Genomic DNA, 14,362 nt, shown 5'->3' with positions numbered 1-14,362 from the left:
GCGTAAGAACCGAGTCATGTAGACCAGTGAAGATCCAATGTGGGAGCGAGCCTGCTCGCGATGGCGGCGTATCAGCCACTCATGATGTTGAAGCGCAAACCGTCATCGCGAGCAGGCTCGCTCCCACAGAAGGCAGGAGCGGGATTGCGGGGTTATTTCGGATAGCCGGCGCGCTTCATCTCGCGTTCGGTGGTTTGCTGGGCCGCGGCCAGGGCCTGATCAACCGGAGTCTGGCCAATCAGCGCCGCCGAGAACGATTTGCCGACCTGGGTGCCGATGCCCTGGAACTCCGGGATGGTCACCAGCTGAATGCCGATATAGGGCACCGGCTTGAGCGTCGGCTTGCCCGGGTCTGCCGCTTTGAGCGATTCCAGCGTGACTCTGGCAAATGGCGCGGCGCTCAAGTAGGCCTCGCTGTAGGTCGAGGCCCGGGTGCCTGGCGGCACGTTGGCAATGCCGTCTTCTTGCGCCACCAGTGCACCGTATTCCCTGGACGTGGCCCAGGCACTGAAGGTTTTTGCCGCCTCCTTGGCCTTGGAACTGGTCGGGATCGCCAGAGCCCAGGAGTACAACCAGGCCGAGCCTTTATCGGTAACTTCATGGGGCGCGTAGGTGAAACCGACATGATCGCTGACTTTGCTCTGGGTTTTGTCGGTGACGAACGAGCCGGCGACGCTGGCATCGACCCAGATCGCGCATTTGCCGCTGTTGAACAGCGCCAGGTTTTCGTTGAAGCCGTTGCTCGACGCCCCTGGCGGGCCGGATTTGTTCATGGTGTCGACGTAGAAGTCCAGCGCGTTTTTCCATTCGGGGCCGTTGAATTCCGGTTTCCACTGCTCATCGAACCAGCGTGCGCCATAGGCGTTGGCCACGGTGGTGACCAGCGCCATGTTCTCGCCCCAGCCAGCCTTGCCGCGCAGGCAGATACCGTACTGTTCCTTGTCCTTGTGGGTGAGCGTGCTGGCGAATTCGGCGATCTGGGTCCAGGTCGGGCGCTCGGGCATGGTCAGGCCGGCGTCCTTGAACAGGTCGGTGCGGTAATAGGTGATGGAGCTTTCGGCGTAGAAGGGCAAGGCATACAGCGCCCCCTTGACGGACAGGCCCTCACGCACCGAGGGGAACACATCGTCGAGGGCGTAGCTGGCCGGCAAATCCTTCATCGGCTCCAGCCAACCTTTCGCACCCCACAGTGCGGCTTCGTACATGCCGATGGTCAGTACATCGAACTGTCCACCCTGGGTGGCGATGTCAGTGGTCAGGCGCTGACGCAGGACGTTTTCCTCGAGCACCACCCAGTTGAGCTTGATATCCGGATGCTCGGCCTCGAAGGTTTTCGAGAGCTTTTGCATGCGAATCATGTCGCTGTTGTTGACGGTGGCGATCGTCAGGGTCTGGGCGCCAAGGCTGACGCTGCTGAGGGTCATGCAGGTGAGGGCAAGCAGAGCTTTTACAGAAGGTTGCATCGTGCACTCCTTTTCTGCACCCCAAAGGGCCACAGAAGGACAGTTATTGTTTTTGTATCTTCCGACGGCAGGAAGAATGTGCGCTGATTACAGCCTTCTATTGAGGGCGAGACAAATCATCCATCGCACTTGGATTGATACTATTTTGCACTGGGGTTTGGAGTGAAGGGCGTAGAGAAGGGCTTTTCAGCGAGGGAGCGGTATCGAATACGTATAGGTTTCAGCTGTGAAAACAGGCCATAACCTGTGGGAGCGAGCCTGCTCGCGAATGCGGTGTTTCAGTCAAAAAATCTGTCGACTGACACACCGCATTCGCGAGCAGGCTCGCTCCCACAGTGGGGTGTGCTCAGGTCAGGTTCTGCTCGGTCAACCGCTGCACCACCAACCGCCGGTAGTGCGAAGGCGTCATGCCCTTGAGCTGCTGGAAACGCCGGTTGAAGTTGGAGATATTGTTGAAGCCTGACTCGAAGCACACGTCGGTCACCGGTTTGTCGCCATCGGCCAACAGTTCGCAGGACTTGCTGATGCGCAGGCGATTGACGAACTCGATGAAGCAGCGCCCGGTGGCCTGCTTGAACACGCGACTGAAGTAGGTCGGTTTCATGCCCAGGTGCTCGGCGACTTCCTCCAGCGGCAACTCGCGGGCGTAGTGGGCGAAGATGTAATCCACCGCGCGGTTGGTGCGATCGATGTTGTGTTCATCGGCCAGTTGCGGCGTCGTCGCACCCGACAGCAGCTGATAATCTTCGCAGGCCGCCAGCAACTCCAGCAGTATGAAAAAGTGCCCGAGGCGGGTCATGCCCCGGGTGTCGGCGATGTGTTGCATCAGGTCCATTGCCTTGTCGATCGTGTGCTTGCAGCGAAACTCGATGCCGTACTGCGCACGTTCCAGCAGCGGTGCCAGGCTCTTGAGCTCGGCGAACACCTGATAGCCGCTGTCGAACAGCTCATCAGTGAAGTTGACCAGCATGTCGCGCTTGGGCACCACCTCATCTTCGGCCACCTGGCTGATCCAGTTGTGTGGCAGGTTGGGGCCCGTGAGAAACAGGGTCTGCGGATAGAAATTGCCGATGTAGTCGCCAATGAACACCTTGCCGGAACTGGCGACGATCAGGTGCAGCTCGTATTCCTTGTGAAAATGCCAGCGCACCAGGGGGCAGGGGAAGCCGTGCTGGCGATAGATGATGGACAACCCGTTATGGTCGTCCATCAGCTCATAGGAAGGATCGGTAACGCGGGTGGCTCGGCTCATGTCGGGACGCTTTTATTGTTATCGCCCGTCGATCATGCCTCTTTCACGGGCAAATTTGCCAGCGCGTTACCTGTCCTTGATCATCAGCATTCGGCTTTATGGCGATTCTTGGCTTCAATCCATTGCGCCATGTATTGGGTGCTCTTGTGTTGATGATGACGCAGCATACCGCCGGTGAAGTTGTCTCTCCTGATGGTGCTCAGGTGTTGGCGGCATTGCTCGAGCCGCGCAATCAGTGCCGGCCCATGAATGCGTGGCTGATAACGACTCGCCAGCAGATCCAGGCCCAGCGCTTGGGCCTTGAGCCATTGCGCCTTGTCCTGATAGAGCTGCACGGCGCAATCGGCAAAGGACCTGGCTGTGCGGGTGATCGCCCCCGGCCATGGCTCGCCTTCGTGCATGGCCTCTGCGCCGATGGGTGTGGTGACATTGGGCGTGCCACAGAGCATGGCATCGACAATCTTGCCTTTGATCCCCGCACCAAAGCGCAACGGGGCCATGCACACCCGTGCCGCCGACATCACTTGCAAGGCGTCCGGCGCCCAGTTCATCACATGAAACCCCTGCGCCGCGTTATGCAGCGCGGTCGCCTTGGGTGGTGTGTACGCGCCGTAGATGTGCAACTGAGCCGTGGGTAATTGCTGGCGAATCATGGGCCAGATAGTGTTCTTCAACCAGAGCACCGCATCCCAGTTGGGGGCATGGCGAAAATTGCCGATGTGAATAAAGTGTGCCCGGTCTTCGAACGGCGTCAGCGCATGGGTGGGCAGATCCACCATCAACGGGCACCAATGCAGCAGGCTGCGCGGCAGCTTGAAATGTTCGACCAGCAACTCGATCTCCACTTGCGAGATCATCAGGTTCAAGTCGCAACGATAGATGGCGGCGATCTCCCGCTTGGCCAAGTCGGTCTCGGCCATGAGCTCGAACTCCTCGCGTAATGCCGGCGCGAACAGTTCGTTGAAGTCATCGTCACTGGCCTTCAAACGATCCTTGAGCCGTTGATGGCGGGCGTGGCGCAGGCTTTGCAAATCCTGGGTGCCGAGCACGCGCAAGGCCTTCGGGCAGTGCTTTTCGACTCGCCAGCCGAACTGCTCCTCCATCATGAATTGTTCGAACAGCACGATATCCGGGGCCAGGTCGCTGATGAACGTGTCGAAACTGCCGTTGTTCAGCTCGATCGGCACTTCACGAATGCCCAGCACCGTCAGGTCTTCCTGATGCTCGCCAGCCCCGGCGGGACTGCTGAAGGTGACGTTCCAACCCTGCTGCAAGAATGCCCCGAGCAGTTGCATCACATGCCCACCGGCTGCAGAGGAGCGGGGCTCGGGCCAGACGTAACCAATGATCAGGATTTTGGTTGCGTGGGGCTGAATCATGAACGTAATTCCTTGGAGCGAGCACAGGAAGGGGACAATAGAGGCGCTATTAAACCATAGTGGAAAGTCAGCTCGTGTCCGATATAGCCTTGGCCCTTCAACATGTGCCGGCAAGCGGTGAATCAAGCAAATCTTTGTTCCAGGCCGCTTGCCGGATGACAAATTAGGCCCTTAGGCCTCTGCGGTTTGGAAGTTCACGACTTTAGGCCCTCGAGGTTCAAGGCTATCGACTTCCAGGGCGTACCAGTCAACACCCCTTTTGAAGATCAACATTTCAGTTGCACTCGAAAGATCGCCAATTTCCTGTAAACGAGCCGGGATAACGCCGGGGCACTTCAAGGATTTGGCGGCATTCAGCGTGTCCAGTGTTCCGCTCAAGGTTCGGAGCTGACCAGAAGCCTTGCTGCATGATTTGTACCCTTGCCTGGTCAGGAGCAGGGCGCCGCCCTTGGTGATTTTGGCTCCTTTTTTTATCAGGCTCGGAACACCGTCCAGAGGATTCACCAGACTTAAGGCAAAAGTGGCACTGAACCTGACCAGTTTCAGGGATTTGCTAAGCAGGCTAGTTGATTTCAGCGCAATACTTGCAAGTTTCGGCACAGCACCTGCGACAGCACTCACCATTGCAAGGCCATCCAATGCGCAACCGACCACGCCTGAACTCTCACGATCGGGATCACCCGAGGTCAAATCCTCGATACAACTCTTGAACGGTATCATTAGGTTAAGAAATATTTCGATATTCTCTGCGCTATTTTTCAGCGCAGCCTCGACGGCCGTCATGCCAAAGCCGACAGGATATAGCTCCTCACGAGTAGCCGGTGGGCAGTATTCAAGTACCTTTTCAACAATAACTGCGGTGCGCTGGAAGTAAAATGTATTCAGTTGTCCAAGTGGAGCCTGATCGCCGCGACTGTTTGCAGGCAGCTCCCATACCTTTTCAACCACAACCATAGACTTTGCTCCTTTAACCGGCTCGGAACCGTTTAAGTACGCGTCCAGGTCGATGGGCCATTCCCTATGTTTAGTTGTCCACTGCTTTTCGTTTTTATCGCTTGTGGGTCTTGGGTATTCAAAGTACGTAGAGCACCAGGTGTTGTCAAGTTCACTGTCGGTACGCCTGATTAACTCGGCGCGCAGTGTAAAAAGTTCAAAGTAATAGGATTTGCCTTTGTGTTCGGCACGGATGAGCACCCCAAAGCGTCCCCTGTGTTTGTCACGAAATATTTGGGTTTCTTTGGTTGTTAAAGCTTGTTTTCGGATGGTGTAAAATTCCACAAAGCCAAATGTCAGTGCGGCTCGATCAATGGGTTCTGCTTTGGAAATTGCCAGCTTTAGAGTACTGAAAAAACCTATGTTTAGCTGTTTGAAATACTCATCGAAACATTTGTTGTAGAGTTCTGATGGATTTTGTAAATTTCGTAGGCTGGCTACAGTTTGATTTGTGTTGAGTTGGTCGTTGTTTCTGGTAAAGAGTATTTGTGGCGCAATGCCCTCACCCTTCCAGCCTTCGGAAAGGAGAGCGCCAGACATAAACATGTCGCAAATCGAAAGTTTTTTGTCGTCATCATAGCCAAGTGCATAATGTAAGTAAGATTTTTCGGTAAGACATACAGTGTTCGGCATGACTCTTTCAAGTTCGCTCATTGCCACCTCTTGCCGCATTGGAAGAGGCGTGCTCAATGCATCACTGCACTGCTGCAATGCGTCGGTGTACTCGACGTAGCGAGCGTTGGCAGCGGTGTAGTCATCGAGCGAGTATTCACCTGAAATATCATAGGGGATGACGCCGTTCATGGCGCCCCAGTTCAGCAGGGGCTCCATTACGGCGATGCCGAACAGCTGCTCGAGTTCTTCCGTGAATGGTTCAATGTCGGCGTAAGCAATGACTTGCTCATAGGTCATCAATCGTGAAGAACCCGCCGCAATGGCTTCGAGCTTGGCGACGGTAAATGTCAGCGTCACCCAGCCTGGCGAGCCAATGGTCAAGGTTTGCGGGAGGTTTCGAACGAGAAACTCGGGGGCCGCGGTGGCCAGGTAGATATGGGCTACCAGCGGTGCTGTCCGGGCATCGATGTAGTTTTTCTCCACCAGATGATTTTCCACGTCGAGCAGAATCTGGGAGGCTGCTCGCTCTGCATTCCTGGGGTTGTACAGCTCGTAACCCAGTACTTGTCCCTTGTGTGTATCAAGTCCTGTGTTCGGATGAATATCCAGCAACATGGCTGACATGAGCAGTTGTTGAAGGTCACCCTGAAAGGGCGATTGGCCCGGGGTTGTACCATACCATCCCAAGGCTTGCAGATAGCCGTTTGCCCAGATGCGGGAAATTGAGCTATTTGTCATATGGATTATTTGGTTGTGTGGGGATGCTCTCAGTTCAGTAACTGCTACTGCGTCAAGCGTGCTCTTACGCAAATGGTTGATGAGTTTGCCATTCATTTGTCCAAACTGGCGCGTTATATTTTTTATCTCATTTCTTTGCTGGGTGGTTAGCGCGTTCGGAGAATGTTCTGGATTTGCAAGTAGTTCGCCGTAATTGGCGGTAGCAGGAGTCTTGGGGAACTCGAGCTTGAGAAAGCGGGCGAGGTATTTTAGTTGTTTTGAGGAGCTCGGGGTCGGGTGTCCATAAAATGCCAGCCACTGCTCAACATTGCTTTCAGAGATCCCGAGTTTTCTTGTGAGCGAGCTATTTGGTGTAGTCGAGAACGTCAGGCTTGCAAGTTTTAAATCTTCATAGTTTGGCGAGGTGGTCGTTAGCCAGTGTTCGATTTTCGCAATCACGGATTGTTTTTCCGTGTTGTTGGCGAGCAAGACATTTTGAGTGTCCGCTTTTAAGGTGTTCAGGTCGCTGTCGGATGCAAGTATATTGCTCATTGAAAATCCTTTTTGAATGAGTTGTTTTTGGTTTGGTCCGGGCTAAGTTACTGCTGTGACAGTGCAACTGACGAGAGATTATGTTCTACGTTTTATTTCTTGCTCAGGCAGGTTGTCTGTCTATAACTGCAGCTACAATAGCGTTCGCCCAAAATGCACTTTTGTGGAGCGCTGAATTGCATCAGCGTTCAGCTGAGGATGCCCTTGACCTTGTCACGCAACTGATCGATGGAAAACGGTTTTCCAATAAGATGCATTCCTTCGGGCACTTCGATGTTCTCGGCATAACCGCTGGCGAACAGGATTGGCAGGGCGGGACGCAGTTGGCGGGCCTGATTGGCCAATTCCCGGCCGTCCATGCCTGGCAGCCCGACATCGGTCATCATCAGGTCGATGTGCTGGCTTTGGTCCTTGAGGACCTCCAGCGCCTGTTCACTGCCATCGGCCTCCAGGACCTTGAACTCCAGCTCCTCCAGCACGTCGACAATCAACATGCGCACGATGGAATCGTCTTCGACGACCAGGAGAGTGGGGGCGTTGGTGGTCATGATGGCGTTCTCTGGCGGGTTGGTTGGGTTTTTCGGCCGATCAGGATCGCCGGCTCTCTTGCATGAGTAAGTAACGGGGCCAGACAAGTTCCCCATAGGCTATAAAAAGAAGGGGCGGCACGCATACGGGCAAAGGATAACCGCTGCGTTGTGCATTTTGCGGCCAACCCCGTGAGAAAATTCGATCAATGCGTCAGTTTTGGGGCAAACTCCTTGGTTTTCACCGGTTCGACAAGGCTTGACTATGACCTCTGAGTCTTTGGTTGATGAGCAGCGATTCCGCAAGCTCCTGAGCCGCAACATCGGCCTGCCGCTGGGCGTCGGCGCCATCAGTGCGGTGTTCTTCGTGGCGCTGATCACTTATCTGCTGTCGACCATCCAGTGGGTCGAGCACACCGACCGGGTGATCAATAACGCCAATGAGGCGGTCAAGCTGACGGTTGACCTGGAAACCGGCATGCGCGGTTATCTGCTCACCAGCGACGATAAATTTCTCGAACCCTACGAAACGGCCAAGCCACGCATCGCGGTCGTGCTCAGGACCTTGCTCGAACTGACCGTCGATAACCCGGTCCAGACCGATCGCTTGCACAGGCTCGAATCCTTGCAGCAGGAGTGGGCCGGTTACGCTCAATCGATGATCGAACTGCAGCGAAGCAATGGTGACTACCGTGGGGCGGTCAAGGCCGGCAAAGGCAAGCGCCTGACCGATGAGATCCGCAAGCAGTACGAAGACGTGATCGACATGGAGCAGCAGTTGCGCGCCACGCGTAACGAGGAGGTGCGCCGTACCACGATCTGGAGCATCACCCTCTATCTGTTGTTCATTGCCGGTATCAGCGGTTTGCTGGCGTATATCGGCCGCCGTGACCTGGTCAACCTGTCGAAAAGCTACACAACGACCCTGGCGGCGCAACAGGCCAGCGCCCAGCGCCTGGAACAACAGGCCTGGCTGCGCAATGGCCAGACCCAACTGGCTGAACAAGTGTTGGGGCAACTGTCGCTCAACCTGCTGGGCCGCAACATCCTGCAGTTCTGCGCGCAGTACCTGGGCAGTGCCGTGGCGGCCATTTATGTGCGCGAAGAACACGGCGGTCTGCGCCGCGTGGCGTCCTACGGATTTTCCCGCGAGCAGCAGGAGCGTGAGCAGCAGATCTACAGCGACGAAGGCATTGTCGGCCAGGTGGCGCAACAGGCCCGCCTGATTCGCCTGGATGCTGTGCCCAGCGACTACTTCAAGGTCAGTTCCGGTCTCGGCGAAGGTTTGCCGCGCAGCGTGCTGGTGGTGCCGACCAGCGACGACGAGCGGGTCAATGGCGTCATCGAGCTGGGCTTCCTGCGCCCGCTGACCGACCGTGACATCGATTTGCTGGAGCTTATTGCCGGCAACATCGGCACCTCCATCGAGGCGGCGCGTTATCGCCAGCGTTTGCAGGAGGTGCTGGCCGAAACCCAGCAACTCAACGAAGAGCTGCAGGTGCAGCAGGAAGAGCTCAAGACCGCCAACGAAGAGCTTGAAGAACAATCAAGGGTGCTCAAGGAATCCCAGGCGCACCTGGAAACCCAGCAGGTCGAGCTGGAACAGACCAACGAACAACTTGCCGAACAGACGCAGGTACTGGCCGAACAACGCGACGCCATGGACCTGAAGAACACCGAACTCAATCAGGCCCAGGCCCAGCTCGAAGAACGTGCTGAAGAATTGCAGCGTTCAAGCAAGTACAAGTCCGAATTCCTCGCCAACATGTCCCACGAGCTGCGCACGCCGTTGAACAGCTCGCTGATCCTGGCCAAGCTGCTGGCGGAAAACCCGCAGGAAAACCTGAGCGCCGAACAGGTCAAGTTCGCCGAGTCGATCTACTCGGCCGGTAACGACTTGCTCAACCTGATCAACGACATTCTCGATATTTCCAAGGTCGAGGCCGGCAAGCTGGAGATACGCCCGGAAAACACCAGCGTTGCGCGCCTGGTGGACGGCTTGCGCGGGATGTTCCAGCCGTTGGCGGCGGACAAGCAACTGGATTTCCAGGTTGAGTTGCAGGACGGTGCGCCCACCATGATGTTTACCGACCGCCAGCGCGTGGAGCAGATCATCAAGAACCTGCTCTCCAACGCCGTGAAGTTCACCGAGAAGGGCCGGGTCGCCCTGACCGTGACCGCGGCGCCGAATGACGGTATTGTCTTTATCGTCAGCGATTCGGGGATCGGCATTGCCGACGATCAACAGGAAAGCATTTTCGAAGCCTTTCGCCAGGCCGACGGCACCACCAATCGGCGTTACGGCGGCACCGGGCTGGGCCTGTCGATTTCCCGCGACCTGGCCGCGCTGCTCGGCGGCTCGATCAATGTCGCAAGTACGCCGGGCCAGGGCAGCCAGTTCAGCCTGGTCCTGCCGCAGCAATACGTCGAACCTGGCGACGAGCCCGTCGAGCCGCTGCGCGCCTCGCCGAGCGTCATGGCAATTCAAGCTGCGCCAAGCGCGATAGCGCCGGCGGTGGTCCCGGAGATTGCGCGGTTCGCCGATGACCGCCTCAAGGCCCCCTTCACCGTGCGTTGCATCCTGGTGGTGGAGGACGAGCCGAATTTTGCGCACATCCTCTATGACCTCGCCCATGAACTGGGTTACCAGTGCCTGGTGGCCCATGGAGCGGACGAAGGCTACGACCTGGCCAGGCAATTCATTCCGGACGCCATCCTGCTGGACATGCGCCTGCCGGATCACTCCGGGCTGACGGTGCTGCAACGCCTGAAGGAACACGCCGAGACCCGGCATATTCCCGTGCATGTAATTTCGGTCGAAGACCGGGTCGAAGCGGCGATGCACATGGGGGCCATCGGTTATGCGGTCAAGCCGACCACCCGCGAAGAACTCAAGGACGTGTTCGCGCGCCTGGAAGCCAAGCTGACCCAGAAGGTCAAGCGCGTGCTGCTGGTCGAGGACGACGATCTGCAGCGCGATAGCATTTCCCGGTTGATCGGCGATGATGACATCGAGATCACCGCCGTCGGCCTGGCACAGGATGCCCTGGCCTTGCTGCGCACCACGGTGTTCGATTGCATGATCATCGACCTCAAGCTGCCGGACATGCTCGGCAACGACCTGCTCAAGCGGATGTCCACCGAGGACATCTGCTCGTTCCCGCCGGTGATCGTCTATACCGGGCGCAACCTGACCCGGGACGAAGAGGCCGAACTGCGCCGGTATTCGCGCTCGATCATCATCAAGGGCGCGCGCTCTCCCGAGCGCCTGCTGGACGAAGTGACACTTTTTCTGCACAAAGTCGAATCGCGGTTGTCCCATGACCGGCAGAAGATGCTCAAGACCGCCCGCAGCCGCGACAAGGTGTTCGAGGGCCGCAAGGTGTTGCTGGTGGACGACGATGTGCGCAACATTTTCGCCCTCACCAGCGCGCTGGAGCAAAAGGGCGCGGTCGTGGTGATTGGCCGCAACGGTCGTGAAGCGATCGAGCGATTGAATGAATTCGAAGACATCGATCTGGTGTTGATGGACGTGATGATGCCGGAAATGGATGGTTTCGCAGCCACTACCCTGATCCGCAAGGAGGCGCGCTGGCGCAAACTGCCGATCATCGCCGTGACGGCCAAGGCCATGAAGGACGATCAGGAGCGCTGCCTGCAGGCCGGCGCCAACGATTACCTGGCCAAGCCCATCGACCTCGATCGCCTGTTCTCGCTGATTCGTGTGTGGTTACCAAAGATGGAACGCATTTAAGTGCAGAGCAATTATCCAGGAGAGCGAAGCAGCGAGATCGAATTGCGCTTGTTGATCGAGGCGATCTACCTCAAGTACAGCTACGATTTTCGCGATTACTCCGGCGCATCGATCAAGCGTCGGGTGATGCACGCCTTGAGCCAGTTCGAGTGCAACACCATCTCGGCGCTGCAGGAAAAGGTCCTGCACGACCCGACGGCGTTCATGCAGTTGCTGCAATTGCTGACGATTCCGGTCAGTGAAATGTTTCGTGACCCTTCGCACTTCCTGGCCATCCGCCGGGAGGTGGTACCGTTGCTCAAGACCTACCCGTCGATCAAGATCTGGGTCGCCGGCTGCAGCACCGGTGAAGAGGTCTATTCGATGGCCATCCTGCTGCGTGAAGAAGGCCTGCTCGAGCGCACCATTATCTATGCCACCGACATCAATCCCCGTTCGCTGGAAAAAGCCAAGCAGGGGATTTTCTCCATGGAGAATGTCCGCGCCTACACTTCCAACTACCAGCAGGCCGGGGGCAAGTGCTCCTTTGCCGACTACTACACGGCAGCCTATGGGTATGCGATTTTCGACAAGTCGCTGTGTGAAAACGTCACCTTTGCCGATCACAGCCTGGCAACGGACAGCGTATTCTCAGAAACCCAATTAATTTCATGTCGTAATGTATTGATTTACTTTAATAAAAAGCTACAGGATCGCGCTTTCGGATTGTTTCATGAGTCCCTTTGCCACCGTGGCTTCCTGGTGCTGGGCAGCAAGGAAACCCCGGATTTTTCAGCCTTCGGCAACCAGTTCACGCCGTTGGTCAAACAAGAACGGATCTATCGCAAATCATGAACAGCGCAACGGATTTACCTTCCATAGAAGCGATTGTGATCGGCGCATCGGCTGGCGGAGTCGAGGCGCTGCTCAACATCCTCGGTCCGCTGCGGGAAGGATTCGTTTTGCCGATCATCGTGGTCCTGCACCTGCCGGACGAGCGCCGCAGTCACCTGGCGGAAGTCTTCGCCCGGCGTGTTTCGTTGCCAGTCCAGGAAGCCATGGACAAGACCTCGGTGGAAGCCGGAACCCTTTATTTCGCCACGCCCGGGTATCACTTATCGGTTGAGCAGGACCGCAGCTTTTCCCTGAGCCTGGAAGACCGTGTGCATCATTCGCGACCGGCCATCGATTACCTGTTCGAATCGGCCGCCGACGCCTACGGGCCGAACCTGGCCGCGGTGCTGCTGACCGGTGCCAACCAGGATGGGGCCAAGGGGTTGTCCCAGGTCAAGCAGCGTGGGGGGCTGACCATCGTCCAGGATCCGGACGACGCCCAGGTCGCGACCATGCCCCAGGCGGCGCTGGATATCCTGCAACCCGATCACATACTCCCCATATGCGGCATCGGCCGCTTGCTTGTCGAGCTGGAACGAATCGCATGCTAAGTAATATCCAGGCCAAACTGCTGATCGTCGACGATCTGCCAGAAAACCTATTGGCACTTGAAGCGCTGATCAAGCGCGAAGATCGCATCGTCTACAAGGCGCTGTCGGCTGACGAAGCCTTGTCGCTGTTGTTGCAACACGAATTTGCCATGGCCATCCTCGACGTGCAGATGCCCGGCATGAATGGCTTCGAGCTGGCCGAGTTGATGCGTGGCACGGAAAAGACCAGGAACATCCCGATCGTGTTCGTCAGCGCCGCCGGTCGCGAGCTGAACTATGCGTTCAAGGGCTACGAAAGCGGCGCCGTCGATTTCCTGCACAAGCCCCTGGATATCCAGGCGGTCAAGAGCAAGGTCAATGTCTTCGTCGACCTCTACCGCCAGAGCAAGGCCATGAAGCAGCAGGTCGAAGCGCTGGAGCAAAGCCGGCGGGAGCAGGAAGCGCTGCTCAAGCAATTGCGCAGTACCCAGCTTGAGCTGGAGCAGGCGGTGCGCATGCGCGATGACTTCATGTCCATCGTTGCCCATGAAGTGCGCACGCCGCTCAACGGTCTGATTCTTGAAACCCAGTTGCGCAAGATGCACCTGGCCCGGGACAACGCCGCTGCCTTCACCCTGGACAAGATGCACGCCATGGTCGATCGCGACGAACGGCAGATCAAGAGCCTGATCCGCCTGATCGAAGACATGCTCGATGTGTCACGCATTCGTACCGGCAAGTTGTCGATCCGCCCGACACACTTTGACCTGGCGGCGTTGGTTCGCGGTTTGCTGCACAATTTTGCCCAACAGATCGAAGCCGCCGAAGCGTCGGTCAGCCTGGACGCCGACCAACCGGTGATGGGCGATTGGGATGAGTTTCGCATTGAACAGGTGATTTCCAACTTGCTCACCAACGCTTTGCGTTATGGCGCCAAGAGCCCGATCTCCCTGAGGGTGTACAGTGAGAACGGTGAAGCGCGGGTGGAGGTCCGTGATTATGGAATAGGCATCAGTGAAGAGAACCAGCAACGGATATTCCAGCAATTCGAGCGCGTCTCGGCCAACCATGCTGCCGCCGGGCTGGGCCTGGGGTTGTTTATTTCCGAACAGATAGTTGCCGCCCATGGCGGTACCATTACCGTCGAAAGCCGGATTGGCGAAGGCGCCCTGTTTCGCGTTTGTCTGCCGCTGTAGGAAAACCGCGCGATAAACGCAACCTCTGATCGACCCCGGGGTCGTATCAGCAGCTATTGACCGAACAAAGGCTTCCCATGAGTGAAGATGCACAAGATGTAGTCCTCGTCGTCGAGGACGACCCCTCCATCCTGATGGTGCTGTCGGCCTACCTGTCGGGGGAGGGCTACCGGGTGCTGCAAGCCGAAAACGGTGAGCAGGCCTTCGAGATCCTCGCCAGCAAGCCACACCTGGACATGATGATCACCGACTTCCGCCTGCCCGGCGGTATCTCCGGCGTGCAGATCGCCGAGCCCGCGGTGAAACTGCGGCCTGAGCTGAAGGTGATTTTCATCAGCGGCTACGCCCAGGAAATCCGCGAGACAGACAGCCCGATCACCCGCAAGGCGCCGATTCTGGAGAAACCATTCGATCTGGACAGGTTGCAGGAACTGATGCAGGAAATGCTGTCCTGACCCCTTGTAGGAGCTGGCTTGCCAGCGAAGCTTTTGGCGCCCATGAGGACGCCTTC

At 57.1% G+C, this 14,362-nt stretch carries 10 protein-coding genes; 5 read left to right on the top strand and 5 right to left on the bottom strand.

The genetic code is table 11. The features are described 5' to 3' along the window. Positions 1-152: 152 nt before the first annotated feature. The 5 genes from HFK74_RS28505 to HFK74_RS28485 all read right to left on the bottom strand — a co-directional run bounded on the left by HFK74_RS28505 (position 153) and on the right by HFK74_RS28485 (position 7,519). A complete protein-coding gene (locus tag HFK74_RS28505) occupies positions 153-1,463 on the bottom strand; it encodes a sugar ABC transporter substrate-binding protein (protein ID WP_180206429.1) in 1,311 nt (436 codons plus the stop codon). Between the two features lie 346 nt (positions 1,464-1,809). Next, a complete protein-coding gene (locus HFK74_RS28500) occupies positions 1,810-2,715 on the bottom strand; it encodes an AraC family transcriptional regulator (RefSeq protein ID WP_180206428.1) in 906 nt (301 codons plus the stop codon). A gap of 83 nt (positions 2,716-2,798) precedes the next feature. Beyond that, on the bottom strand, positions 2,799-4,094 hold the full coding sequence (locus tag HFK74_RS28495; protein ID WP_180206427.1) for a glycosyltransferase: 1,296 nt from the start codon (positions 4,092-4,094) through the stop codon (positions 2,799-2,801). 171 nt (positions 4,095-4,265) lie between these two features. Next, the gene (locus HFK74_RS28490) at positions 4,266-6,971 is read right to left on the bottom strand and encodes a hypothetical protein (protein ID WP_180206426.1); all 2,706 of its coding nucleotides are present in this window, start codon (positions 6,969-6,971) and stop codon (positions 4,266-4,268) included. Positions 6,972-7,159: 188 nt separating this feature from the next. Then, complete coding sequence (locus HFK74_RS28485) at positions 7,160-7,519, bottom strand: response regulator (RefSeq protein ID WP_180206425.1); 360 nt, start codon at positions 7,517-7,519, stop codon at positions 7,160-7,162. A gap of 244 nt (positions 7,520-7,763) precedes the next feature. Here HFK74_RS28485 and HFK74_RS28480 point away from each other — a divergent pair, with 244 nt between their 5' ends. The 5 genes from HFK74_RS28480 (at position 7,764) to HFK74_RS28460 (ending at position 14,306) form a co-directional block, all read left to right on the top strand. Further along, on the top strand, positions 7,764-11,252 hold the full coding sequence (locus HFK74_RS28480; RefSeq protein WP_180206424.1) for a response regulator: 3,489 nt from the start codon (positions 7,764-7,766) through the stop codon (positions 11,250-11,252). After that, complete coding sequence (locus tag HFK74_RS28475) at positions 11,253-12,086, top strand: protein-glutamate O-methyltransferase CheR (protein WP_180206423.1); 834 nt, start codon at positions 11,253-11,255, stop codon at positions 12,084-12,086. After that, positions 12,083-12,676 (top strand): chemotaxis protein CheB, encoded by a 594-nt coding sequence (locus HFK74_RS28470; protein ID WP_180206422.1) that lies wholly within the window; start codon positions 12,083-12,085, stop codon positions 12,674-12,676. Before HFK74_RS28475 ends, HFK74_RS28470 begins: the two co-directional genes overlap by 4 nt. Beyond that, on the top strand, positions 12,670-13,851 hold the full coding sequence (locus HFK74_RS28465; protein WP_180206421.1) for a hybrid sensor histidine kinase/response regulator: 1,182 nt from the start codon (positions 12,670-12,672) through the stop codon (positions 13,849-13,851). Before HFK74_RS28470 ends, HFK74_RS28465 begins: the two co-directional genes overlap by 7 nt. Positions 13,852-13,928: 77 nt before the next feature. Beyond that, positions 13,929-14,306, top strand: a complete 378-nt coding sequence (locus HFK74_RS28460) for a response regulator (protein ID WP_008061291.1) — start codon at positions 13,929-13,931, stop codon at positions 14,304-14,306. Positions 14,307-14,362 lie beyond the last annotated feature (56 nt).

Origin of the sequence: Pseudomonas sp. SbOxS1 (assembly GCF_013416725.1) — a bacterium.
In the GTDB taxonomy this organism is placed as follows: Bacteria; Pseudomonadota; Gammaproteobacteria; order Pseudomonadales; family Pseudomonadaceae; genus Aquipseudomonas.
This window is presented reverse-complemented; position numbering and strand designations above follow the sequence as displayed.

What these genes read in the sequence shown, in the direction of transcription:
- HFK74_RS28505 (WP_180206429.1), bottom strand. Translation starts at nt 1,463, where the DNA reads ATGCAACCTTCTGTAAAAGCTCTGCTTGCCCTCACCTGCATGACCCTC.
- HFK74_RS28500 (WP_180206428.1), bottom strand. Translation starts at nt 2,715, where the DNA reads ATGAGCCGAGCCACCCGCGTTACCGATCCTTCCTATGAGCTGATGGAC.
- HFK74_RS28495 (WP_180206427.1), bottom strand. Translation starts at nt 4,094, where the DNA reads ATGATTCAGCCCCACGCAACCAAAATCCTGATCATTGGTTACGTCTGG.
- HFK74_RS28490 (WP_180206426.1), bottom strand. Translation starts at nt 6,971, where the DNA reads ATGAGCAATATACTTGCATCCGACAGCGACCTGAACACCTTAAAAGCG.
- HFK74_RS28485 (WP_180206425.1), bottom strand. Translation starts at nt 7,519, where the DNA reads ATGACCACCAACGCCCCCACTCTCCTGGTCGTCGAAGACGATTCCATC.
- HFK74_RS28480 (WP_180206424.1), top strand. Translation starts at nt 7,764, where the DNA reads ATGACCTCTGAGTCTTTGGTTGATGAGCAGCGATTCCGCAAGCTCCTG.
- HFK74_RS28470 (WP_180206422.1), top strand. Translation starts at nt 12,083, where the DNA reads ATGAACAGCGCAACGGATTTACCTTCCATAGAAGCGATTGTGATCGGC.
- HFK74_RS28465 (WP_180206421.1), top strand. Translation starts at nt 12,670, where the DNA reads ATGCTAAGTAATATCCAGGCCAAACTGCTGATCGTCGACGATCTGCCA.
- HFK74_RS28460 (WP_008061291.1), top strand. Translation starts at nt 13,929, where the DNA reads ATGAGTGAAGATGCACAAGATGTAGTCCTCGTCGTCGAGGACGACCCC.